The following is a 23,263-nucleotide window of genomic DNA, read 5'->3' as shown; positions in this document are numbered from 1 at the left end:
ACTTCTCACCCTTTCTTCGTTACTTTCTTCTTGATAATGACAAGAATGTACAAAATAACGGGATAGCAGTAGACGACGTAAAACGATATTTTCGCAAAATTATTACTTAAGGTGTTGATCTGTTCTCTAGTTACAAAAAATTGGATGACGATAAACATAACACCTGCAAATATCCAAAGAAACCACTTTTCACTTTTTTGAAAGATTCTTCCCATCCCCCTTGCAGCAGACCACACATACAGCATGAGATTCGGCAGGATGATGAGCATCCAAAATGTAATGGCCACATATTCAAAGCGCTCGATAAATGGAAGACGGACAATTTTAAATAAAGAAAGAGTGCCCCATACCGTCCGTCCAAGCTGTCCTCCGCTGAAATAAGTCAGCGATACGAGCATGATGATCAAATAGATGAGAGTCGTAAACGCCAATCCGATCTGTACATACAGATTGGTTTTCTTTTTTTCTTTCACAAAAGGGTAATAGGAATAAATGAGTTCAAATCCGATGACGGTGAAGGTCATTGCATATGCCCCTTTTGCAATTTCCAGGGCATGTGAATCAAACAGAGGAAATACATTTTGCCAGTTGGCGAATTTAAGCGGATAAGCAATCAGTGCAATTAGCCATATCCCGAAAAACACGCTGAAAAAACTCATTCCAACAATGGTCCGGAAACCTCCAAGTGCCCCGTATAACACTAAGAGCAACAGGGTTATGGCAATAAACCAGGTGGGCACCTCAGGAAATACCCAGGCCTGGACCACTTCAATATAATTCCGGATCACCACAAGAAATGCACCCAGACAGTAGGATACGTAAACGAGATTGATAAAAGTACCAATCCACTTTCCATACACATCGCGCTGAATACCGTAAATATCTGAACTCTCATAATGACTTAAGGTTTTAACGATAACAAAACCGATGATGCTCGTGACGACTCCCGAAAGGAGGACGGACATCCATGCTCCGTGCTTTGCTTCAGCATAAATGATTCTCTGAAACCCCTGAACACCTACACCCAATTGAGCAGTATGAACAATGAACATGACAAGGAAGGCGTTGATTAGGGACTGCTGAGGAGGATTGATGGATATTTTCATGAGTCGTCTCCTTTCAATTGACTTATTTTATTTCTCCTCATCATACTTCTGGGAATCCAATGGTCTTGTCTGGAAAGGGCGTTTCGACGTCATCGAGAGCGGAAGTCGTATGATGCTATTCGTCCAATCCCTTAACCTGACTGGATAAAATGGGGCCAGGAAAGGACTTCCCAGGCTTGATTGCCTCAAGAGATGAATGAGCAGGAAGCAAAAGGCAAACATTGTTCCGTAAAATCCCCAAAACCCTGCCAGAATAATGATTGGAAATCTCAAAATCCTGATCACATTACCCATCATGAAATTTGGCGTTGTAAATGAAGCCAGTGCTCCAAGTGCCACAATGATGATGAGGATATTACTGGTGAACCCCGCGTCCACGGCAGCAGTCCCTATAACGATACCTCCGACGATACCCATCGTCTGGCCCACTTTGGTCGGAAGCCTCGCTCCTGCCTCCCTCAACAGTTCAATGATGAATTCCAGCAGCAGCGCTTCAATGATCGGCGGGAACGGGACCCTCGATCTCGACTCACTCAACGGGATGAGGAGGGGCTGGGGTATGATTTCATAATGAAAGGTCAGGGAAGCAACATAAACCGCGGTAAAAAACACGGAAAGCAGCATCGCGATCATGCGCAGCATCCTAAAAAAGGAAGCTACCTGCCATTTGACGTTCTGATCTTCCATGCTTTGAAAATATTCGATAAAACTTTGAGGACACCCGATCACGAGCGAACTTCCGTCTACAAGAATGATGATTTTTCCGTTGAGGAGCCACGAGCACGCCCGGTCCGGACGCTCCGTCAGCACCATCAGCGGGAAGATGCTCATCGAGTTATCTTCAATCAGCTGCATGAGGACCGAACTGTCCATAACTCCGTCTACAGAAATATTGTTGATACGCTGTTTGACCGTCTCCACCATCTCTTTGGATGCGATACCGTCTATGTACATAACTGAGATCGAAGTCCGGGTCTGTTCACCGAGAATCATCGATACATTGGTTAGGTCGGAATTCACTAAATAACGACGGATCAGTGAAACATTGGTAGTAAGGCTCTCATTGAATCCAAGCTGCGGGCCGATCACGATCGATTCATTTTCAGGTTTTGATAAAGCGCGCCTGTCAGTTGTTGGGATCATGACAGAGACGACATTTGCGAATCCTTCAACATGAATCAGGACAGCCCCGCCGAGCAAAGCGATCACTGCTTTTTTCAATTCGGGAGTTTGTTGGACATCCCCAGAATTCATTTGGCTTTCCACGATTGTGGGCTCCACCGACGTCTCATCAAGTTGACCGAGTACATCACGATTGAACTTGTTTCCATCTATCAAGCCTTCTATATAAATGGCAGTGAGATTAGGCTGCACATTGATGACCACCACATCAGAGCTGTTATGCAAACTTGTTTTGACCGATTCTATAAACTCCGATGAGGACTCAGCCAATTTGACTTCGTGCACATCGGTCTTTGTTTTCTTCTTATCGGGACTCTTCTTATTTTTCTTGAAAATCATAATGGCCCCCTTCTGTCTTATCATTTTTGGACAATGTTATCAGCTTCGTCGAGAGCGGGTGAAAATATACGGTGAGATTGGATCGTGAGTGGGTTTATTTTTTTGATTTAGGATTGGAGGTAGTTGTGAATTGGCTTGGAGGCTTCGATAGGATGTAAACGGTGATTTGTGGACTGAAAAGGCATAACGATATTTGGGGAATGGAGCGTTTAAAAAAGTATGTTGCGGGATTGGGGATTGAAGACATGAAATGAAGTTTTGGTTTTAAAAAGGTGTATTTAAAAGGTGTATTTAATGGAAGTTTTATTATTTCAGTGAGGATTGGAGGCGATTTGAGGGTGTATTGGGGTTTCTAAGTGGTGATTTAGGCTGGTACGGGGCTGGTTACATTTGTCTTGGGAATTAATCTTTTAAATTTGAGGAGGAATCTTTCGAAAAACGGACTTATTCTTTCGATTTCGTACCGGAATCTTCGAATTCCCATCAATAATCTTCGAATTTTACGATTTATTCCGTCGCTTACCAAAATTAACCAAAAAGGTCTTTCTATCCACACATCAGCCTGCCCGACCCGGTTCATAATCCAATCTATTAAATCAATTCATCCCTCGTCCACCTACACGAATAAATGGCAGCCAATCAAAAAAAGAGACCCACCCCAGTGAGTCTCTAAAACGCAATGAATTCAATCCAATGCAATAAAACCATCCAATCATCATTCTCTACTTCTCTACTCTACATTCTCCTCCGTCACCAGCTTCAACGGAACCGGAATCAACTCTTCAACCTTCTTCCCCTGCAGCACATCGGATCCTGCCTTCACGGCAAGCTTCCCAATTTCAACCGGCTGCTGTGCGACGGTTGCGGATAGATTGCCTTGTTTGATGCTGTTCAATGCATCATCGTTCCCGTCGAACCCGACAACCAGAACATCCCGGCCGGAGCTTTGAATTGCCTGGTACGCACCAAGTGCCATTTCGTCATTATGGGCAAACACCGCTTTGATATCAGGATTACCCTGAAGGATGTTTTCCATCGTGTTGAGGCCTTCGGTACGGTCGAAGTTGGCTGTCTGTTTTGCGGCAACATCCAGATTTTCATCTGCTATGTTGTGGAAGCCCTTTCCGCGCTCGCGCGTAGCGGATGCTCCCGGTACCCCTTCAAGCTCTGCGACTTTCGTTCCTTCACCAAGCTGTTCCACGATATATTCGCCTGCCATTTCTCCGCCTTTTTCATTATCGGATGTGACCAGCGTCTCCACTTCGCCTTTATCAGCGGAACGATCGAGTGTGATGACCGGGATGCCGATGCTGTTCGCCGACTGTACCGCCGTTGAGATGGCGGAAGAATCGGTCGGGTTGATGAGCAGAACATCGACGCCCTGCTGGATCAAGTCTTCGACGTCATTGATTTGTTTGGCTGCATCATTCTGAGCATCGACAACCACGACGTCCATGCCTTGTGATTTCGCTTCTTCTTCGACACCATTTCGGATTGAGACGAAGAAAGGATTATTCAACGTGGAAACGGAAAGGCCGATCTTGATGTCTTCCGGATCTTTGTTTTTCGTGTCAGGTTTTGCCCATTCCGGCGGCTGCAGCGAGCAGGCGCCAAGGAATACAAGAGACAGGCTCAATATGAGTACAAGTAATTTTCTCATGATCATCCTCCTATGCTGCTTTCTTTCTATCGATCAGAACGGCGATGATGATGACGACACCCTTGACAACCATCTGGAAGAAGGATGAAACACCGAGCAAGTTCAAACCGTTATTCAATGTCCCGATAATGAGTGCTCCGATCAGCGTACCGACAATCAGTCCGCGTCCGCCTGACAGGCTTGTCCCGCCAAGGACGACGGCTGCGATTGCATCCAGCTCGTACGATGTACCGGCTGTCGGCTGCGCCGAATTCAATCGGGAAGTTAAAATAGCACCCGCAAGCGCTGAGAGCAGCCCGGCAAGTGAATACACCATCACTTTCACGCGGGACACTTTGATACCTGAAATCAGTGCTGCTTTTTCATTACCGCCAATTGCGTATGTTTTGCGACCGAACGGAGTCTTACGAAGTATCACCCAAAGGACGGCAAATGTAAGGAACATCGTGACCGCCGGAACGGGGATCCCAAGGAAATATCCTCTTCCGAAAAGTTGGAACGCGTAGCTGTCCCCGAGCCCGGTGATCGGATTTCCATCGGTGTATACAAGGGTCAGCCCGCGGAACATCGTCATCGTGGCCAAAGTGGCAATGAACGGTGCCATTTTACCTTTTGTGATGAGAAGTCCGTTGATCGCACCCATAACCGCCCCCAGAAGACACCCAATCAGGATCGCAAGGATCGGATCGATGCCGGAAACCATCATGCCTGCCATCAAAGCGCTCGATAAGGCGAGGATGGATCCGACCGACAAGTCGATTCCGCCTGTCAAAATAACAAAGGTCATGCCGTACGCAATCAATGCGTTAATGGCTACCTGTCTTAATAAGTTCAATAAGTTCAATGGTTCTAGAAAACTTGGGTTCATAACGGAAACGGCCACAAACAATACGAGCAGCCCCATGAACGGCCCAAGCTTCTGCATTATACTTCCTGCATGATTTGTAGTTTTCAGAGCATTATTCATGAATTCGACCTCCAGTTGCCAGTGTCATAATTTTTTCCTGATCGGCTTCTTCTTTCGATAGTTCGCCTGCAATGCTTCCTTCGTGGACGACAAGGATCCGGTCACTCATCCCGAGCACTTCCGGCAGTTCAGAAGATACCATGATGATCGCCACCCCTCGGTCCGTCAACTCATTCATCAATTGATAGATCTCACGCTTCGCCCCTACATCCACGCCGCGCGTCGGCTCGTCAAGGATGAGCACTTTCGGGCCGATCCCGATCCACTTCGCGATGACGACTTTCTGCTGATTCCCCCCTGAAAGATTCTTTGCTGCCGTCTGGGAAGATTCCGTCTTGATCGTCAGTCGTTTGATGAGCATGTCCACAAATTCCTGTTCCTGCTTCGATTGGATCAAACCTTTTTTTGTAAAACTGAACAGACTCGGCATGACGATATTGTCCTTGATCGGAAAGTCGAGTACCAGTCCATCCTCTTTCCGGTCTTCAGTGATGAATCCGAGGCCCATTCCTACCGCCTGGTTCGGGTTCTTGATCTTTACATTTTTTCCGTTTACAAAAATGTCACCGTCATATTTACCGTCAAGTCCGAATATAGTACGCATGATTTCTGTCCGGCCGGCCCCCATCAGACCCGCCACGCCGACGATTTCGCCTGCCCTGACACGGAAACTCACATTCTCGAAGACTCCTTTTCTCGTAAGTTTCTTCACTTCGAGCATCGGTTCACCCGGCTTCGCTTCACGCTTCGGGAAACGGTCGGTCAGTTCGCGCCCGACCATCTTGCGGACGACCTCGTCAAAACTTGTCTCAGGGATCGGTGTGGTATCGACCGTCCTGCCGTCCCTCATGACGGTGATCGTGTCGCATATCGTGAAGATTTCCTCCATCCGGTGAGAAATATAGACGATGGAGACGCCCGATTTCTTCAACGATCGGATCACTTCGAATAGCTTCCCGATTTCCCTGTCCGTGAGCGCCGCCGTCGGCTCATCCATGATGATGACTTTGGCATCGGTCATCAATGCTTTTGCGATTTCAATCATCTGCTGTTCACCGACTGAACACTGTCCCGCTTCCTTGTGAAGGGGAATTGAGATGGACAGCTTTTCGAACTGATTACTAGCAATCGCTTTCATTTTTTTCGTCTGGATAAGACCGAAATGTGTAACCGGTTCCTTATTGATGAATAAGTTCTCGAGCACCGTCAGTTCCGGCCAGATATTCAGTTCCTGGTGGATGAATGCGATGCCGTACTCTTCCGCCTCTTTTGGGCTTGCGAATGTCTTTTCCGTGCCGTCTATCTGCACAATCCCCTGATCTTTCTTATGAAGGCCAGTCAGGATATTCATGAGCGTCGACTTTCCGGCTCCATTTTCCCCCATAAGAGCATGGACTTCCCCGTCTTCGATGTGGATATCCACACCTTCGAGCACCTTGTTCTTTCCAAAGGCTTTATGGATATTTTCCATTTTGATTTGCATAACTTGTCACCCCTTTTGGTTAAAAAGTAACGCCTGCATGAAGGATGCAGTTCGCATATGGTGTGATTTCTCCCGTGCGAATGACAGCCTTGGCATCTTTCAACTGAGCTTTCAACGATTCATGAGAAATATAATCCATTTCGGGAAAAGCGTTCTTAATTCCCTCATGAACTCGCGTGTTCTGTTCGATTTCTCCAGCAACCGTCACTTGTTCTACTACCATCTCTTCTCTCAAGATCTTTACGACATCGAGAAAAGACGGGACCCCTTCTTTCAAGGAAAGGTCAATCTTCATGACTCCTGCCGGAACCGGAAGTCCGGCATCAGCCACCACAATCGTATCGGTGTGGCCAAGATCGGCGAGTACTTTCGTGATATGACTGTTCAGCATTCCGTTGCGTTTCATTCTGCAAGTCCCCTTTCCACTTCGTCCCTTGTCGGCATTCCGCCCTGAGCCCCGAAGCCGGTTACAGAAAGCGAAGCTGCACGGTTTGCAAATCGAAGGCTTTCCTTCATGTTTTGACCTTCAGCGATTGCCGTGCCGAATGCGGCATTGAATGTGTCACCCGCTCCTGTCGTATCGACCACTTTCACCGGAAATGACGGGATGAGCTGTTCCCTGCTGCCGTCATGATATCGGACGCCTGCCGCTCCTTCAGTAATGAGAAGCTTGTTCGGATAATTAGAAAGTGATTTTGATAATTCCTGCCCTTTAAATAAGATTCCTGCCTCGTGTTCGTTCGGTGTCAGATAGGCCGCTTTTTCAATCACCTCATCCGGGATTTCCCTGGCAGGAGCGGGGTTCAAGAGAAGCGGGACTCCTATTTCACCGCAAAGCCTGGCTGTTTTCAGTACCGTTTCCTCGGGTACTTCCTGCTGAATCATGATCAGATCGCACTGTTTCAAAAGAGGCAGCGCTTCCTTCACATAGTCGGGTGTCACGAAATCGTTCGCACCTTTTACTACGACGATACTGTTATCCTCTTCCGCTAATATGATGTGAGCCGTTCCGCTTTTTTGGTGTGTAACCGGTTTCACATAACCAGTTTTTACACCATTCGATTTCAGGTTATCCAGGATTTCCTTTCCGTAGGCGTCATCCCCGACACATCCGATCATATGGACGTCGGCTCCGAGCCTCGCAGCAGCCACTGCCTGGTTCGCTCCTTTTCCACCGGGTACTGTTTCAAACGTCTCCCCGAGTACAGTCTCTCCTGCAAGCGGGCGCTTTTTTGAAGTCACGACAAGATCCATTGATGAGCTGCCAATGACCGCAAGCTTTGGTTTCTTCATGCTTTTCAATCCTTTCGGGTAGTATTTCGTTCGATAAGTTCGACAGGCATCTGAACCGTCTGTTCTATGCCTTTCTCTTTTCTGATGATATTGATAAGAAGCTGAGCAGCCTCCCTCCCCATTTCGTATGCCGGCTGTCTGATCGTAGACAGCGTAGGATACGACAAGCTGCTTTGCGGGATATCATCATATCCTATGATCTGCAGCTCTTCAGGGATCCTTTTTCCAAGCTTCAGCGCTTCATGGAGGATCGCAATTCCAACTATGTCATTACTCGCAATCACGCCATCCGTATTCGGGAACTTTTCAAATAGTTCCTCTGCCCATCCTTTTGCTTCTTCAAAAGAATAGGAGGTCGTGGACAAGACCGAAAAATCGACGTCTGTGCGACTTAATTCCTCAAGCGCACCTATGTATCGGTCCTGAGCAGGTTTGACGTGAGCCGGCCCTTTTACAAGTGTGATCCGCTCTGCCCCCTTATCAATAAGGGTTCGCGCGGCCAAACGCCCGCCTTCCCTTCCATCCGCATATACGGCAGGGAATTCTTTAGACGTTCGGTCAAGGAGGACAAGCGGCAGCTTCAATTCGTTGTAAATCTGATAGTCAACGTGATTGGTAGCTGAAATGATTCCCACTACATTGTTCTGCACAAATGTCTGGATATAATCAAGTTCCTTCTCTGTATTCTCATCGCTGTTCCCGAGCAGCAGCCGGAAGCCCGACCGGCTCAGTTCGTCCTCCACACCCCTTGCAAGCTGTGGAAAAAATGGGTTTGTAATGTCAGGCAGAAGCAGCCCGATCAGCCTCGATTCCCGTTTATAAAGAGAGCGTGCCACTTCATTCGGGCTATAATTCAATTGGGCAATCGCCTTCATCACTTTCTTCCTCGTATCGGTACCGACATAGCCGGTGTCATTCAATACACGTGAAACCGTAGCAACAGAAACACCCGCTTCGCGTGCAACATCTTTTATCGTTGGCATCATTTTCACTCCTGGTTCATGTAACCGGTTACATATAAAATAGCATAGAATAGAAATCGCTTGCAAGTTTATTTTTTTTCTTCCCTTAAGGACAACGAGAGGATTCATCATAACCAATAAACAGAAAAAACGGACCAGGATTGCTGCCGGGGTCCGTTGTCTAAGCTTCTTACTTTTTCTCAATATACTCCTTAATGACTTCAGCCAGCACTTTGGCAGTCCGGTATTCTTCCTCCAGGGTATTCTCTACCCCCCCAACATTCACCAACAACACTTGATCAATAAGGTCCTGGTTATAGGTATTTTGTTCTTGAAGATTTTCTTTTGACTTTACAAAAACCCCTCTTGAAATACCCGGAACTTTCCGTTCAAGTTTTTCATTAAAGAGTTTGGCCAGCTCAAGATTCTCTTCTAAACGACTGCTAGAGCTGGAAACGATAAAGACAATCCTTGCATATTGTTTATTTCCTGATTTAAGCGTCGTTTCGTCTTTCTTTCTGGAATCCCTGTGGATATCCAATGCAAGTTCAATATTGTTATGATCTTCCAGGGTCTCAGTGAAATATTCCCGTGAAACTTTATAAGAATCAGCGAATGTCCACCCTCGCTCTTCCAGAGTTTGACTGACATTCTTTTGCTCATGGATCGTATTGATTCCTTTTTCATTGAGTAGGTTACTGAGCCTGTTTCCTACAACTGAAATATTCTTTGCCTCACGTTTTTCTTCAATAACTTCTCCTGAAGATCCTTCTGGAGTAAAGGATTCCTGATTATGCGTATGATAAATATAAACATATGGTTCCCCGGCACTTATTCCTGCAGAAGGCTCATTATCAAAAAATGTTGAAAATGAACGATTAAGCTCGGCACCTCCATCAAAAAACAAAAACCAAGAAGAAGCAGTGACACAAAGTGCGAATCCTAAAGCAGCAAGCGATAAGTGTTTTATACGCTTTCTCCTGTTCATTCTCCTCGCTGACTTCATCAATGTCTGCTGTGTCTCAGTTACAAAAGATTTCCGCGGTTCAAGTGGATATGCTTCTTTAATCACTTCTACTATTTCTTTATCATTTTGCATTTCGTAATGCCTCCTCTCCTTCTACATTCAATTTCCTCCTCAGCTCTTTTAAAGCCCGGTGATAACTGACCTTCACTTTCGATTCGCTGCACTGTAAAATTTCTGATGTTTCTTTAATTGAACATTCATTGATCCCCCTGAGTATGACAACCGCTCGGAAATGGGGTTTCAGTCGGGAAATGGCGTCATGAACCACTCTTTTTATATCCTGCTCTTCCAGCCATTCATCAGGTTGTTTTGCCTCAGATTCGATATTTTTAAAGAAGCCGTCTTTAAAGAAAGTGACAAACTTTTTCTTCCTATGATGATCTATGGCAGCATGTTTTGCGATGGAAAATATCCAGGTCTTAATAGAGGATTGCTGGTTATAAGAAGATAGGTTGTTCAGGACACGGATGAATACTTCCTGGGTCAAATCCTCGGCATCAATTTGATTTGCACAAAAACAAATAAGGAACTTGTAAACCTCTAAATGATATACCTTATAAAGTTCACTGATACTGCCTTCAAGATCATCTAAATCGATCAAGCTTCTCCCCCCTTTGTCTTCATGTATTAATCGAATGAGCGTCAGAAAAGGTTACAGTTTTTTATAAAAACAGGGAACTTCCTTTGATTAGAAGTTCCCTATTTTCTATGCATCAGTTCTCAAATGCTTTCGTTAACTTAAAAACTTTAAAAACTTCAATAATTTTTTTCGCAGTTTCTCCCGGAGTCAGCGAGGTATTGTTAATCTTTAGATAATGCTCTTTATGTATTTCCCCTTCACGCGAATTCAACCTAAGCCTGTCCAAAGAAGCCAGCAGCCGCTTCTCGGAATCTTCTACATTCCGCTTGGACGGCTTATGCTGTAGGCGGTTCTCTGTTTTGTTTCGTTCCAACCTTACTTCGAGATCGGATTCAAGTTCAACAAAATACACTTCCGCACCCTTCGATTCGAAGATTGCTTCCACTTTTTCAACCCAGTCCCAATCCTCCTGCTCATTGAACGCCCACATAAAGGTGAAGATCATGCCTTCCTGGTCACTTTTTGCAAAAGCCTCAAAGATTTCTTCACGCATCAATGTAGACAGCCTCCACATTTCATCGGTAAAGCCGAAGAAGGGCTGCAGTAACTCGATGGTCATATGATTGTGGAACAGCTTCAATCCCGTTGCCTTCTCCAGTTCCTGTCCAACCGTCATTTTCCCTACGGCCTGTGGACCGAATAATAATACCAATTTCATTTTTGTTCCTCCCAGTTAATTCATGATTAAATATACAACAAACCCGGCTATATAAATCGTATCCGCAACAGCCAGATACATTAACAGATTCGATCTCCTCAATTTCTCAATGGTGTAATTAAACAAGCAATCATACAAACTAAAAATGAAAAGAATAACCGAAATGATAAGAACGACTGGATTTCCGGATATCATCACTGCCAGGATATAAATCAGCCATCTCCTGAAAAAATTGAAGATCAGTACCATGATATCGAGGGACATGGAATAAGGATTGATTTCAAGTTCATCGGCAGAGGCGATTTCATCTAGTCTTCTTTTAATCTTTCTGTATTCTCTTAAGTAACCGATGTTCAGCCAAAGAATTATGAAGCAATAGATGATGATCAGCATTTCCTGGTTATTCCGAATATACTCTTCCAATAAAATACCCCTCTTTAAAATCAGCTCAGGAGCCAACTTATTCAGCCGCCGGTTTAGGTTGTCAGAACCTTATCCAGCATCATTTTCCCTATGGCAAAATACTCCCTTATGAAATAATTCACCCTCACAACGAAAGGTGAAATACCAGAATGCCCAACGGTGTCAATGCCGAGTTCTGCAGCAATCATCTCCGCCCTCACCAGGTGATAATCGCTCGTCACAATGAGGACTTTTGGATTCTCCATTTCCTGCTGCCTTAGGACTTCCATAGAGTTTCGGAGATTTTCGTATGTAGTGGTGGATGTTTTTTCATAAATAATACGGTCCCCTGAGATACCGTTTTCCATCAAATAACGTCCCATTGCTTCTGCTTCCGGTATCGCCTCTCCCTCGCCCTGGCCGCCTGAAACGACCACAGGGAGTTCCTTATTGCCATCGAGGACCGCCTTTCCCGCTTCGAGCCTTGAAACCAGTGTCTTCGATGGAGTTTCACCTTTCAGGCCCGCACCAAGGATGATCATCACATCCACTTCAGATGCATCGATCACTTTTGATTTCTCAGATTCAACTATGAGATAGCTCTCGACCGCGATGAACGAGAGCAGAAACAGGCCATACACAACTATTAATGATCGCCCAATATACAGACGGGGTCTTTTCATTGTTTTTTTGTAGCTTTTTAATAGGAAAGTAATAAGGAAGGTGAATACAATGTTTGCTGCGATGAAGAGGACACCGAATGTACGGCCGAACAAAATCAGCAGAATTAATAAAATCATGATAGGTATAAAATATACGGACTTTGGCTTTTTCATGTAAGGGATCCTTCCTTTTGAATGTATGGTTAAGGATTCTTTGTAATATCCTTATTTTACCACAAATATGGATGTTGATTATGTATAATTTATCGGACTGACCACTGCGGATGAACCACTTCACTGTGTAAGAAATTACTAGTTTTCAAAAGTGTGTCATCAGCCAGAATGCGGTGAATCTATGATAAGATGAGGATGATTTCATACAACTTGGGAGGTTTCAACATGGTCAATAGAAGAGTGATCGTCTTGGGCGTGCTTCTGGTCATCCTGCTAGTCGGGGTTTCCCTGGTATCAATCTAACATACATATAAAAATGGTCAGGTTCCAGTGCTATTATCAGCGGCGGACCTGGCCATTTTCTTTTTTTAGTAACCGTGTGATGCCAAATATGAGTAATAGCAGCGAAATCGGAAGTGTGTATAAGGTACTTACCGGGGTGAGGTAACCCAGAAGGAATAGGAAGATTGCAAGTATGATTGAAACAGACGCCATTCAGATTCATCCTTTCTGTTAAGGAAAACTAGCTTCCGCGAGTTCATCTCCCTCTATAAAATTAAAGAATAAAAAAACGAAATGATTCCCATTCCAAATGAGGCATAGACGCCTTCTCTATCATCTTTTAACAAGTGAGATTCCCAGCCGGAAGAAATAAGATTCACACCCAAAGTCTTCAGGATCCACTTTAAATAAACCCTAGGGAAGCCATTGAGAAAACCTATGATGAAAAGAATTCCCGCGCAGATGAGCGTGAAATTTCCCAAAATGTCTAGCGGCTTGATCCTTCCACGCGTTTTACTATTTTTAACGAATACATTCAGCCATCTCCTAGTGAATGAATTATTATGCTAATCTCTGTTCATCTTATTGGAGATATCCCAAAGCAGCCCGATCATCACCCCAAGTGAAATCGAGACCACATAAAAAGGTGTCATATCTGCATCAGTGAGCATACTTAGTGATGTGTTTGCCGTCCAACCCAGTGCTCCTCCGGCAAAGGCACTAAACGCTGTGAGATTATCCTTTTTCTTTACGATTTGTTTGCTGTCTGTATTTCTCTTTTCTGCTTGTTCCATGTGGGCCACCTCTATCTTTAAAATTTACAATTTACATTTATTTTACCATAAAATGTTATATAAGAGAGCGAAATAATAGAACAAGCTTAATAAACGGGGCATAAAAAATATGTATTAAGGTGAAATGACACCTACCCCTCCAACTCTGGGTAAACCACCGTCCCATCTTCTTCAATGATCGGTACGGCTCCCCACTTGCCCAGTTCATGACTGATTATTGAAGCCTCTCCATCTGAGTCCAAGACGATATGCCGAACATCCCATCCGTCCGCTTTCAGGACATTACTGATCAGCAGCCGGTGGCACCTCGCCGGATGCCGTTCCGAACACATGTAGGCAAGCTTTTTATCGGATGCTGCGTTTTTTAATTTTGAAAGGCCCTCTTTGAATTCATCCGTGAGGGAATAATCTGCGTAGTTATGAAACGATCGATTGTTCCAACCTGTGTTCAACTCTTCTCCGATCACACCGGATAACCGCCTCCTCCCCCCGAGGTCCGGAAAATGGCTGTACCCGTATCCTGCTTCCTCCAGCCATTCCGACATGCTCTCCTTTTTAAACTGAGGGTATCTGCGGCTGGCGGGGAATGCACGGATATCCGCTATGTATTCGATGTCTGCTGCCTTAAGCATTTTGAGGAATTGTTCTTTGGTGTGTGTAGAGTGGCCAATTGAGTAAACTTCCATGGTAAATCCGCCTTTCGTGCAAAGTATAATATTCTATACCCCATAAGCGTCTTTTTACGCTTTCAGTCATACAAAAAGAGCTTCTCCTGACACCGGATAAGCTCTTTCCATTCAGTTCACTTTTTTATTAAATGCCTTTACGAATACACCTGAAACTAAAGCCAAAATAGTATACACAAACACCCATATCAAAAAGGTTTCGTTAAAAACCAAATACAATGCAATCATGGATGCAAAGAAAACAACTGCTGAGGCAGCAATAATATTCTTGAAGATTGCATAACCCGCTATCCCCAAAATAACTGAAATGACAGGGAATAAGATCAATAGTATTAAAAACACATTCATCGGATCGCATCACCCTTTTTTAAAATGAATTATTTAAATATTGGACTCCCAGTGTAAAAAACAGGATTAGCAGAACGATATTAAAACTGGTCTCGAATATTGTATATGTATATTCACGTTTATCCTCAACATATTTCCATTCCATGTAAGCTTTTAATAATGAGCCGGATAATAAAATCACTAGAATATAAGTATATGGATTTTGGTACCATTGTTCAAAGTCATATAAAACATCTATTACAGGACATGAAAATAAGACAATCATCAGGATCCATTTGTGTATTCTATCCACTTTTTCATGATGCTCATTAATAATATTTTCCCTCGACCAAATCTTCCTTCTTTCCATACCAAGCCAGCCGCTGATTCCCAGATGTGCTGCATACAAGAGCAGAAAATAGATCAATAAAAAGAAGATTATTTTTAAGAAAAAGAGTCCCACTCTCATTCCACCTTCCTATGATTGGCGGGTGGGCACCACCAAGTACAGCATTTCCTGCTGCCGCTCACGAAACTTCACTCCTAATTATTTCAAATAACCTTGGTATGTTCAATGATTTTTTCTAATTTGTTCCAATTATCCCCATATCAAAAGCCTATCCTTTGATTCCCTTACAAGGAAACGAAGGACAGGCAGCTTTGAGAATCAATAATCTTGGTTAAAGGGAATGAAATTGAGGGTTTCCATTGGTTTTGAATCCATTTTACGTTGAAATGGTGGTTTTTTAGGATTCCAGCTAAACCTGATACCACTTTTAGTCCATTCATTTCCACCATCCGAAGTTTTCATTCCCCTTTTGAAAAATACATTCCTCTTTTACGATTCTCAATCCAGATTTCAGAAATACATTCCAAATTTCAGATTTTCATTCCACTTTTCCTAAAATACATTCCACTTGTCGGATAATCTTTATTCCAGGAGAACCGTCTCAGCACCCATCCCTCAATTATTCAAATTGACGTTCTAATACCAATCATTTCCGCAACATCATATCAATATGAGGAATCCCATCATCAAAGTACGTCTCGGTTACCACCCGGAATCCATATGACCCGTAAAACTCCCTCAAATACTCCTGCGCCTGAATCTTAACTTCTGACTCCCCTAATTCGCCATGGATGAAATTCAATGACCTGGTCATCAGTTCGCCTGCCAGCCCCCGCCCGCGATATTCCTTTTTCACAAACACCCTGCCGATGGATGCTTCCTTATAAGACACACCCCTTGGCAGAAGCCTTGCGTAGGTGGCTACCTCGCCATTTTCTTCTTTATAAAGATGGTAAGAGTTAAGGTCCTTCCCATCAACTTCGAGGTACGGACATTCCTGTTCGACCACGAAGACCTGTGTTCTCTCTTGTAAAATTGAGTACAATTCTTTAGTTGTCAGTTCATCAAATCGTTTAACCTTCCAGCTCATGTGTGCACACCTCTTATGTATTATTCTCTTAACTATTATAGGATAGGCTTCTTGACCTTCAAACTGTGCGTGCCCCAGAGTTGGCCACTGTACCTGTCCCCCCGGCTCTTCACGGCACCGCGGAATGAACCGCTGCACCTGGCTGCCTTGACTCTCCCGCCAGACCCCAGCCCGCATAAAAAGTGCCTGACACCCATGGGAAAATCAGCAGGTATCAGGCACTTCCTTTGTCATTGACCATTTTTAACCAGTTCCCTCATTGCATTATATTTCTTTGAGAGCTCGAGGAACCACTCTTCATCCCCTGTAGAAAGAGCGAGGTCAATCAGGAATCGGATTTGTTCTTTATTCGCTATTTTGGTGTCAGGCAGCTTCTTTACTTCTTTCGTGAGCAGCGGAATGACGGAGCCTTCTATTTCTCTGTTGTCGCTTGTGATGACTTTCGCTTTTACGGTCGTACCCTGCGGATCCAGATTCACAATATAACCGATGATCAATTCCCCTTCCAGGGAAGTCGCTTTTATCCAATCGCCTTTTGTCAGAATTTTGTTCATAATATTCCACCTACTTTTTTAAACTGAAATAATTTTTATTACATTTAGGTTAAAGGAAAGGCCGACCCTTCCATGTCATTTTTCTTTTGAAATCAGATCGACAATGTCTTTTATCGTATATTGTTTCAGGTACTCGCCAAGATGCTCTTCTGCACCTAAAAAAATGGTGAACAACACCCTGTGCATATTCGCTCCGACGACACACGCTTCATTCGACTGCGGACACTTTGGCTGCAGCGCGCCTTCTGACGTAAGGGTGTAAATGTCCCAAAGGCTCACTTCGCAGAATTCCTTTGCAAAAAGGAATCCTCCGCCGGTCCCCTCTTTCGATTTAATGATCCCGTGTTTTTTCAGTAAACTCAGGACCTTCCGGATGCGGACGGCATGGACGCCTGCACTTTCAGCGATCGCATCACTTTTCGACATCCGGTCATTCTGCAGTGCGAGATACGTTAAACTGTGAATGGCCAGAGTAAAATCACTATTCATGGGCTTCCTCCTACTTCCTATCTGCATGATAATCGTATATGCTACAGATTAGCCAGTCAAGTCTGCCGGGCCAGCCTAATTTGCTTCTTTCATCAATTCCTGATAGTTGAACGTACGGAGCTTCCTCGGCAGGAAACTGCGGATTTCTTCGTCGTTATAGCCAACCTGTATCCGTTTTTCATCCAGCATGATCGGTCTCTTGACCATTTTCGGATTGTCCATGATCAGCTGGTACAAGTCTTTAAGCGGAAGTGAATCGAGATCGACGTCCAGTTCTTTATATGTCTTTGAATTTGTCGAGATGATTTCTTCTGTCCCTTCTTCAGTAAGACGCAGGATCGCCTTGATTTCATCCACCGTCAGCGGGTCAGCCAGTATGTTCCGCTCCGTATACTCGATTCCATGTTCCTCAAACCAAGCCTTAGCTTTCCGGCAGGAAGTACAGCTCGGTGTGACGTATAATGTGACCATATTATCCACTCCTTTAAAGTTTCTTATATAAGTTATGGCAAGTTCAGTTTAAATGTAACAAATATTTTTACAGTTAGATTTAAAAAAATAGTTCCCTTTTTCGATTGAGAACTTATTATTACTGTAATTATAATATTTACAGTTAGTGATGTCAACAACGGGTATAACGTTTATATACTCCTACCCTTTTCCCTCACCCCTTCTGTTTTAAACCTCCCCTCTCATCTCATACTTTCAAAAAGGAAATTCATGTTAAAATATTCTCTATAAGATACAAAGTGAGGTCTTAAGATGAATGTTATTAATACCAAAAAACTGCCTAAAGAGATGTTAAATAATTTCTTCACCACTCACTGGGGAAGCCCGCAGATGGTGATTTCAAGCGGAGTGTACAATTGCTCAGAGCTGGACGGATTCGCCATTCTTAATACTGAAGATCAAATCATCGGGCTTATTACATATGTCATCTGTAACAATGAGTGTGAGATCATATCCCTGGACAGTCTGGAAGAAGGCAAAGGAATCGGCACCATCCTTGTGCAGGAAGTCGAACGTGCCGCACACCATCACAAATGTAGGAGGGTCACGCTGGTCACGACAAATGATAATTTACTTGCATTGAGGTTTTATCAGAAACGAGGATTTCATTTAGTGAAGATTCATCGAAATGCGGTCGCCCGCGCCCGTGAAATCAAGCCTGAAATCCCGCTGACCGGGAGTGACGGGATTCCGCTCAGGGATGAAATAGAACTTGAGAAGAGGCTGGAAAGTGTAGTTTTCAGAAGAAGAAAGGATGCTAAATAATGACGTTGAAAGTGGGAGATACCAATTCTTTCGAACGCCGTTTTACGATGAAAGACGTGGAATTATTCACTACGATTTCAGGAGATGCAGGAATCCACCACATGACTCCTGATGAACAGGGAAGACTCGTCGTCCAAGGACTTTTGACAGCCACACTTCCCACTAAGGTGGGTGAAGATCATAATGTCCTGGCCCGGACGATGAATTTCGATTTCCTGCGGCCGGTGTTCACGGGTGATACCATTCGGTGCACTGTACGTATCGATCCTTATGAAAAAGATCAAAGAGACCGGAACGCGATCACAGATTCCTTCCAATGCGAGAACCAGGATGGGAAGGCCGTTTTGACCGGGGGGATTTGCCGGAGTGATAATTTGATGTTTCCAATCCCGTCCCAGTGCATGAATGCACTTTTGGGCCGGGATTTTTTCATGACGAGCACCCTTCTTTACATAGTCAGTTTTTCTTTATACAATCTTACTATTCAACCAAATAGTTGAATAGATTGGGGGTGTCAGAATTGGGGCCAAGAGAATACAAAAGTTTTGTGTATAGTCAGTTTGCCCGGATCAGCAAGGCTCTTTCCAGTCCCAAACGTGTTGAACTGGTGGACTATTTGACTCAAGGGCCGAAGACAGTCGAGAGGCTTTCGGGTGAAACGAACATGTCGACAGCAAATACTTCAAAACACCTGCAGACACTGCTCGTAGCCAGGCTGGTTACTTTTCATAAAGAAAAGAACTATGTCTATTATTCCCTGGCTGATGATCATGTGGCAGGACTGCTGCATTCCATAAAGCATTTGGCCGAAATTCAATTCAGTGACATAACGCATGTGCGGAAGGATTATATGGACAGGAATGAAATGATTCACCTGGTAGATTTGAAAGAGATGATGACTCAATTACGAAATGGAGAGGCAGTCCTGATTGATGTGAGACCGGAAGATGAATACATGAATGAACATATCGATGGAGCAAAATCCATCCCTGTACAGAAACTTGAAGATCACCTTTCTTCCCTTCCAAAAGATAAAAAAATCATTGCTTACTGCCGCGGCCCGTATTGTGCCTTTGCCACTCAGGCGGTCGAAATCTTGTTGGCGAATGGATTTGAAGCCTATCGCATGGAAGAAGGTATACATGAGTGGAAAGAGGCTGACTCTATTCATTAATTGGATTCGAACTCTTGTATGTTTTTTCCAAATTGGAGGTGAAAAAAGTGAGTACAATAAAAATCGGAATGAAGGAGAATCTTCTGAACTTCATCCTTCTTGTGGCAACGAACTTCTTTGTCGGTTCGATGGTCGGTCTTGAACGGACGATCCTTCCAATTATCGGAGAGGATGAATTCGGGCTTGCCTCTGCAAGTGCAGCCCTTTCGTTCATCATCAGCTTTGGTTTTTCAAAAGCGATTGTGAACTATTTTGCAGGCGCGATTGCCGATCGGTTTGGCCGAAAGAAAGTCCTTCTAATTGGCTGGAGCTTCGGATTATTTGTTCCGCTCTTCGTTATTTTTGCAACGTCATGGTGGATGATTGTCCTTGCGAATATCTTCCTCGGGATCAATCAGGGGCTTGCATGGTCGATGACCGTCAATATGAAAATCGACCTGTCAAAACCGACACAGCGCGGTACTGCAGTCGGACTGAATGAATTTGCAGGCTACAGCGGGGTTGCGGCAATGGCTGCTGTCTCTGGTTTCGTCGCCACAAACTTTTCAAACCGGCCCGAACCATTTTATCTGGGAATTGTCATCGTCGCCATTGGTTTCATACTATCGTTACTCGTCAGGGATACGGCTGGACATATGAAGCTTCAATCAAAAGCAGTGGTTCATGATGGACCGACTCTTTCAGCTAAAGAAGTCTTCAAAACCACCACATATCAGAACAAAAGCTTATCGAGCATCACGTTTGCCGGACTGAGTACGAATCTCAAAGACGGCATGGCATGGGGCCTCTTTCCTATATTCTTTACGGGTGTCGGCTTAAGTGTATCGGAGATCGGACTGCTTGTTGCCATCTATCCTGCCTCATGGGGATTTTTCCAACTGTTCACCGGAGCTCTCAGTGATAAAATCGGCCGTAAGTGGTTGATTGTGTGTGGAATGTGGCTCCAAGCCCTGTCGCTGTGGATGATATTGTTCGTCGGCCAATACAGCCTGTGGCTGGTCGCAGCCATTCTATTGGGGCTTGGAACCGCCATGGTCTATCCGACCCTGCAGGCATCCATAAGTGATGTCGCCCGGCCGGAATGGCGGGCATCATCCATGGGCGTCTATCGCTTCTGGAGAGACAGCGGTTATGCATTCGGCGCCTTGTTCGCCGGGTTACTGACAGATATGCTGAGCGTCGGCTGGGCCATCGGCTTAGTTGCTCTACTGCCTTTGAGTGCAGGACTCATGGCAGCGGTGAGATTGAAGGAAACATTGCCTCAAAAAGGATTGTAATTAAATGCAAAAGCCCGGAGAAGAAGGTCTCCGGGCTTTATTTAATCAATCTTCACAGCTGGTAGAATACAAAATCGGCACATCACAAAGGGCATCCATCATCACATCTGCGAATACATCCGCGGCTACCGACGTGAAGGTATTGCACAGATTTGAAATATCATCATTAAAGAATTGGATGACTTCAGGCGTGAACACCGGAAAGACGGCATTAGAACCACCAGGTGACTGCGGCTTGACCACTATTTCGACAAAATAAGGATTGCCTGACAGTGCGTTCTGCACAAGATCTGCTACAACGAACGCACTCAGCGGACAAGGAAGCGAGCTGACAATTTCCTGATCCCCGTTGATCACCACTACCATTACACTAATATTACCAAACTCAACCGGATTCTTAAGAAGGGTCGCAAGAGCAATTGCCGTCTTCTCCCTTATCGCAGTCACAGGGATAACATATGTGCTCCCAACTGGAATCAGCGGCCCGACAATCACATTCGGATCCTGCCCGATTGAATACTTCAATTCATTATGATACATAACCCAGGGCGGAGAAAGCCCAACACCATTATCCACTTTTACTTCTCTTTCATCTTTCATCTATTTAATTCCTCACATTCATATTAAAGTTGTACTACATAATATAGTATTTCGTGTTGTAGAAATGGTTCGGGACAGAGGGACAGGTTCGTTGTCCCACTTTCATGTTTGAATGTGAGTTTTGGGGCTTATTATGGTTGGTTCGCGGACCACAGATTTATACTTTTATGAAAAATGATAGATTCAAATTAAAAATTTAATAGATTACTCATATATTTAAGCAATTTGTGACTGCTATCTGTAGAAATTAGTCTTCACGCCGGGTCAAATGCCTTCAAATCATTGAAATTCACCGCTCTAGGAAGCTATTCGTTCCACTTTTTAACATTTCAGATCTAAATCTAATAAATACGTTCCACTTATGAATTTTTTAAGCAAAGTTTTAAAAATGCATTCCACTTTCATCGGAATACGTGCAACTTGTCGAATTCTTTATCGTGCCTCACCTCGGGACTGAACGGATCACCGTATCTGTCCCCCCGACCCGCTCGCACTCACCGGCACTTCCACCTTGCCCGCTGTCCAGTCCCGCGCAAACAACCCGCTGTAGACGAGTACGGTGCCGAGCATGATGATGAATCCGATATAGACGCTCATCATAGTCGGCATGAGGAATGCACCGATGATGATGGTGGATCTTGCGACGAGGTCCGCTCCGCTGAAGGACAGATTGGAGAAGGCTGAATAGGATCCGCGTTTGTCTGCCGGGATCATGTTTGCCTGCTCGGCGTTACGGATCGGGGAATAAACCAGTTCCCCGAGTGTTGCAATCAGGTTAAATAGAATCAACACGTACCAGGTGTTGGCTGAGGTAACTGTCGCATAGCCAATACCGTACAGGATGAGCCCGATCAGAAGGGCATTCTTTTTATTCAGCCGATCCGTGCATCGGTTGATGATGAACGTGAAGCATACAACGAGCAGCATGTTCTCGATGTTCAGGAGGCTTAGCATCCTGACCCCGACGAGCTCAAAGTTCCCGATGTTCACGGCTTTGAATGTTTCCGCAAGACGGATCCCGATGTAGCTGTTCAGGGAAAATTCCGCTGCAAAAATAAAAGTAGAGCCTGCCACCACTTTTACAAAAGCAGAATCACGGAAAGCGATCCTATAATTGTTGATGAGATCGATAAATACATTGTCGTGCTTCTTCTGAAGCTGATCCTTGAACTTATCCTGCAGCCAAATCGCATACGCAACTGGAATCGTTGTGGATGTGAAGGTGAGCATTATGAACAGTTCTTTCTGATGGTTCAAGTACAAGAGACCGCCGAGTGCAGCACCAATTGCCATTGATAAATTGACGAGCCAGTAATCAAGAGCATATACCGCTTTACGGTTTTCAGGGGTCGTCGAATCGATGATGATCGCGTGCATTGCAGGCCTGCCAAGGCTGCTTGTGATGATGAACCCGACGTAAGCTCCCGCAAACAGCAGGATCATTTTATCGACGGGAAACAGACTTACGGTCATTAAGAGAAAAAAGAAAGCATTCAGCCAGGATGTCGATAGCAGTACTTTTTTCCTCGGAAAGCGGTCGGATATGTAACCGCCCACAAGATTAACAAAGAAACCAATCACCACGGTGATGATCAGAAACATCCCTGCCCAGATCTTATTCATTTCCTGTGCAAAGAAAAGCGCCATGAACGGCATGACGGCTGATGAAACAGCCCGATTAAAAAACGATGTGATCATCCGTACTCTTATATTTTGAGGTAATTCCTTCCACTTCATGTTGTTCCCCTCCTCTATTTACTGTATAGTAAACTAGACTTAATATTTTAAAAATAGACACTTTCAAAAATGAT

27 protein-coding genes and 1 pseudogene are annotated in these 23,263 nt (G+C 44.5%); 4 read left to right on the top strand and 24 right to left on the bottom strand.

What is annotated here, in order from left to right; translation table 11 throughout:
- Positions 1-5: 5 nt before the first annotated feature.
- The 22 genes from ACKA06_RS14990 to spxA all read right to left on the bottom strand — a co-directional run bounded on the left by ACKA06_RS14990 (position 6) and on the right by spxA (position 17,597).
- On the bottom strand, positions 6-1,106 hold the full coding sequence (locus tag ACKA06_RS14990) for a GerAB/ArcD/ProY family transporter (protein ID WP_411160031.1): 1,101 nt from the start codon (positions 1,104-1,106) through the stop codon (positions 6-8).
- 27 nt (positions 1,107-1,133) lie between these two features.
- Positions 1,134-2,627: a spore germination protein gene (locus ACKA06_RS14985; protein ID WP_411160030.1), complete on the bottom strand. Its 1,494-nt coding sequence runs from the start codon at positions 2,625-2,627 to the stop codon at positions 1,134-1,136.
- 730 nt (positions 2,628-3,357) lie between these two features.
- A complete protein-coding gene (gene rbsB / locus ACKA06_RS14980; protein WP_411160029.1) occupies positions 3,358-4,287 on the bottom strand; it encodes a ribose ABC transporter substrate-binding protein RbsB in 930 nt (309 codons plus the stop codon).
- A 10-nt stretch (positions 4,288-4,297) separates the two neighbouring features.
- Positions 4,298-5,254 carry a ribose ABC transporter permease RbsC gene (gene rbsC, locus ACKA06_RS14975; protein WP_411160028.1) on the bottom strand — a complete coding sequence of 319 codons (957 nt, stop codon included), beginning with the start codon at positions 5,252-5,254 and terminating at the stop codon, positions 4,298-4,300.
- Positions 5,247-6,737, bottom strand: coding sequence for a sugar ABC transporter ATP-binding protein (locus ACKA06_RS14970; protein ID WP_411160027.1), 1,491 nt, complete (start codon positions 6,735-6,737; stop codon positions 5,247-5,249). The genes rbsC and ACKA06_RS14970 overlap by 8 nt, the downstream gene beginning before the upstream one ends.
- A gap of 19 nt (positions 6,738-6,756) precedes the next feature.
- Positions 6,757-7,143, bottom strand: coding sequence for a D-ribose pyranase (gene rbsD / locus ACKA06_RS14965; RefSeq protein ID WP_058299952.1), 387 nt, complete (start codon positions 7,141-7,143; stop codon positions 6,757-6,759).
- Positions 7,140-8,030, bottom strand: coding sequence for a ribokinase (gene rbsK, locus ACKA06_RS14960; protein WP_411160026.1), 891 nt, complete (start codon positions 8,028-8,030; stop codon positions 7,140-7,142). The genes rbsD and rbsK overlap by 4 nt, the downstream gene beginning before the upstream one ends.
- Before the next feature lie 5 nt (positions 8,031-8,035).
- Positions 8,036-9,013, bottom strand: coding sequence for a LacI family DNA-binding transcriptional regulator (locus tag ACKA06_RS14955; RefSeq protein ID WP_197671024.1), 978 nt, complete (start codon positions 9,011-9,013; stop codon positions 8,036-8,038).
- Between the two features lie 169 nt (positions 9,014-9,182).
- Positions 9,183-10,091 carry a stage II sporulation protein P gene (gene spoIIP, locus ACKA06_RS14950; protein WP_411160025.1) on the bottom strand — a complete coding sequence of 303 codons (909 nt, stop codon included), beginning with the start codon at positions 10,089-10,091 and terminating at the stop codon, positions 9,183-9,185.
- Positions 10,081-10,620 (bottom strand): RNA polymerase sigma factor, encoded by a 540-nt coding sequence (locus ACKA06_RS14945; protein WP_411160024.1) that lies wholly within the window; start codon positions 10,618-10,620, stop codon positions 10,081-10,083. The genes spoIIP and ACKA06_RS14945 overlap by 11 nt, the downstream gene beginning before the upstream one ends.
- A gap of 112 nt (positions 10,621-10,732) precedes the next feature.
- A complete protein-coding gene (locus ACKA06_RS14940; protein WP_411160023.1) occupies positions 10,733-11,317 on the bottom strand; it encodes an AAA family ATPase in 585 nt (194 codons plus the stop codon).
- Between the two features lie 15 nt (positions 11,318-11,332).
- Positions 11,333-11,740, bottom strand: a complete 408-nt coding sequence (locus tag ACKA06_RS14935; RefSeq protein ID WP_411160022.1) for a hypothetical protein — start codon at positions 11,738-11,740, stop codon at positions 11,333-11,335.
- 53 nt (positions 11,741-11,793) lie between these two features.
- Positions 11,794-12,555, bottom strand: coding sequence for a YdcF family protein (locus ACKA06_RS14930; protein WP_411160021.1), 762 nt, complete (start codon positions 12,553-12,555; stop codon positions 11,794-11,796).
- A gap of 339 nt (positions 12,556-12,894) precedes the next feature.
- Positions 12,895-13,050 carry a hypothetical protein gene (locus tag ACKA06_RS14925; RefSeq protein WP_411160020.1) on the bottom strand — a complete coding sequence of 52 codons (156 nt, stop codon included), beginning with the start codon at positions 13,048-13,050 and terminating at the stop codon, positions 12,895-12,897.
- A 353-nt stretch (positions 13,051-13,403) separates the two neighbouring features.
- Entirely contained in the window at positions 13,404-13,631 is a 228-nt protein-coding gene (locus ACKA06_RS14920) for a hypothetical protein (RefSeq protein WP_032088293.1), read from the bottom strand.
- A 131-nt stretch (positions 13,632-13,762) separates the two neighbouring features.
- Positions 13,763-14,317, bottom strand: a complete 555-nt coding sequence (locus ACKA06_RS14915) for a DUF488 domain-containing protein (RefSeq protein WP_411160019.1) — start codon at positions 14,315-14,317, stop codon at positions 13,763-13,765.
- A 111-nt stretch (positions 14,318-14,428) separates the two neighbouring features.
- On the bottom strand, positions 14,429-14,665 hold the full coding sequence (locus tag ACKA06_RS14910; RefSeq protein ID WP_411160018.1) for a DUF2651 family protein: 237 nt from the start codon (positions 14,663-14,665) through the stop codon (positions 14,429-14,431).
- A gap of 19 nt (positions 14,666-14,684) precedes the next feature.
- Positions 14,685-15,107 carry a DUF4181 domain-containing protein gene (locus tag ACKA06_RS14905; protein WP_411160017.1) on the bottom strand — a complete coding sequence of 141 codons (423 nt, stop codon included), beginning with the start codon at positions 15,105-15,107 and terminating at the stop codon, positions 14,685-14,687.
- A gap of 532 nt (positions 15,108-15,639) precedes the next feature.
- Positions 15,640-16,083 carry a GNAT family N-acetyltransferase gene (locus ACKA06_RS14900; RefSeq protein ID WP_411160016.1) on the bottom strand — a complete coding sequence of 148 codons (444 nt, stop codon included), beginning with the start codon at positions 16,081-16,083 and terminating at the stop codon, positions 15,640-15,642.
- 230 nt (positions 16,084-16,313) lie between these two features.
- Positions 16,314-16,637, bottom strand: a complete 324-nt coding sequence (locus ACKA06_RS14895; RefSeq protein WP_176716113.1) for an IDEAL domain-containing protein — start codon at positions 16,635-16,637, stop codon at positions 16,314-16,316.
- 75 nt (positions 16,638-16,712) lie between these two features.
- Positions 16,713-17,126: an RrF2 family transcriptional regulator gene (locus ACKA06_RS14890; RefSeq protein ID WP_032088288.1), complete on the bottom strand. Its 414-nt coding sequence runs from the start codon at positions 17,124-17,126 to the stop codon at positions 16,713-16,715.
- 75 nt (positions 17,127-17,201) lie between these two features.
- Complete coding sequence (spxA, locus tag ACKA06_RS14885; protein WP_064564852.1) at positions 17,202-17,597, bottom strand: transcriptional regulator SpxA; 396 nt, start codon at positions 17,595-17,597, stop codon at positions 17,202-17,204.
- A 291-nt stretch (positions 17,598-17,888) separates the two neighbouring features.
- On the opposite strand from spxA, the gene ACKA06_RS14880 reads away from it, so the two are divergent.
- The 4 genes and pseudogenes from ACKA06_RS14880 to ACKA06_RS14865 all read left to right on the top strand — a co-directional run bounded on the left by ACKA06_RS14880 (position 17,889) and on the right by ACKA06_RS14865 (position 20,852).
- Positions 17,889-18,401: a GNAT family N-acetyltransferase gene (locus tag ACKA06_RS14880; RefSeq protein WP_411160015.1), complete on the top strand. Its 513-nt coding sequence runs from the start codon at positions 17,889-17,891 to the stop codon at positions 18,399-18,401.
- Positions 18,401-18,779 (top strand): annotated as a pseudogene (locus ACKA06_RS14875) (hotdog domain-containing protein). Before ACKA06_RS14880 ends, ACKA06_RS14875 begins: the two are co-directional and overlap by 1 nt.
- A 142-nt stretch (positions 18,780-18,921) precedes the next feature.
- Complete coding sequence (locus tag ACKA06_RS14870; RefSeq protein WP_411160014.1) at positions 18,922-19,575, top strand: ArsR/SmtB family transcription factor; 654 nt, start codon at positions 18,922-18,924, stop codon at positions 19,573-19,575.
- A gap of 47 nt (positions 19,576-19,622) precedes the next feature.
- Positions 19,623-20,852 (top strand): MFS transporter, encoded by a 1,230-nt coding sequence (locus ACKA06_RS14865; RefSeq protein ID WP_411160013.1) that lies wholly within the window; start codon positions 19,623-19,625, stop codon positions 20,850-20,852.
- A gap of 45 nt (positions 20,853-20,897) precedes the next feature.
- Here the strand turns inward: ACKA06_RS14865 and ACKA06_RS14860 are convergent, their stop codons facing one another.
- Both ACKA06_RS14860 and ACKA06_RS14855 read right to left on the bottom strand, forming a co-directional pair.
- Positions 20,898-21,452 carry a hypothetical protein gene (locus tag ACKA06_RS14860; protein WP_411160012.1) on the bottom strand — a complete coding sequence of 185 codons (555 nt, stop codon included), beginning with the start codon at positions 21,450-21,452 and terminating at the stop codon, positions 20,898-20,900.
- Positions 21,453-21,914: 462 nt separating this feature from the next.
- The gene (locus ACKA06_RS14855; protein WP_411160011.1) at positions 21,915-23,189 is read right to left on the bottom strand and encodes an MDR family MFS transporter; all 1,275 of its coding nucleotides are present in this window, start codon (positions 23,187-23,189) and stop codon (positions 21,915-21,917) included.
- Positions 23,190-23,263 lie beyond the last annotated feature (74 nt).

Origin of the sequence: Rossellomorea oryzaecorticis (assembly GCF_045897515.1) — a bacterium.
Classification (GTDB): Bacteria; Bacillota; Bacilli; order Bacillales; family Bacillaceae_B; genus Rossellomorea; species Rossellomorea enclensis.
Note: the sequence above shows the minus strand (reverse complement) of the source record. Positions and strands in the feature narration are given on the sequence as shown.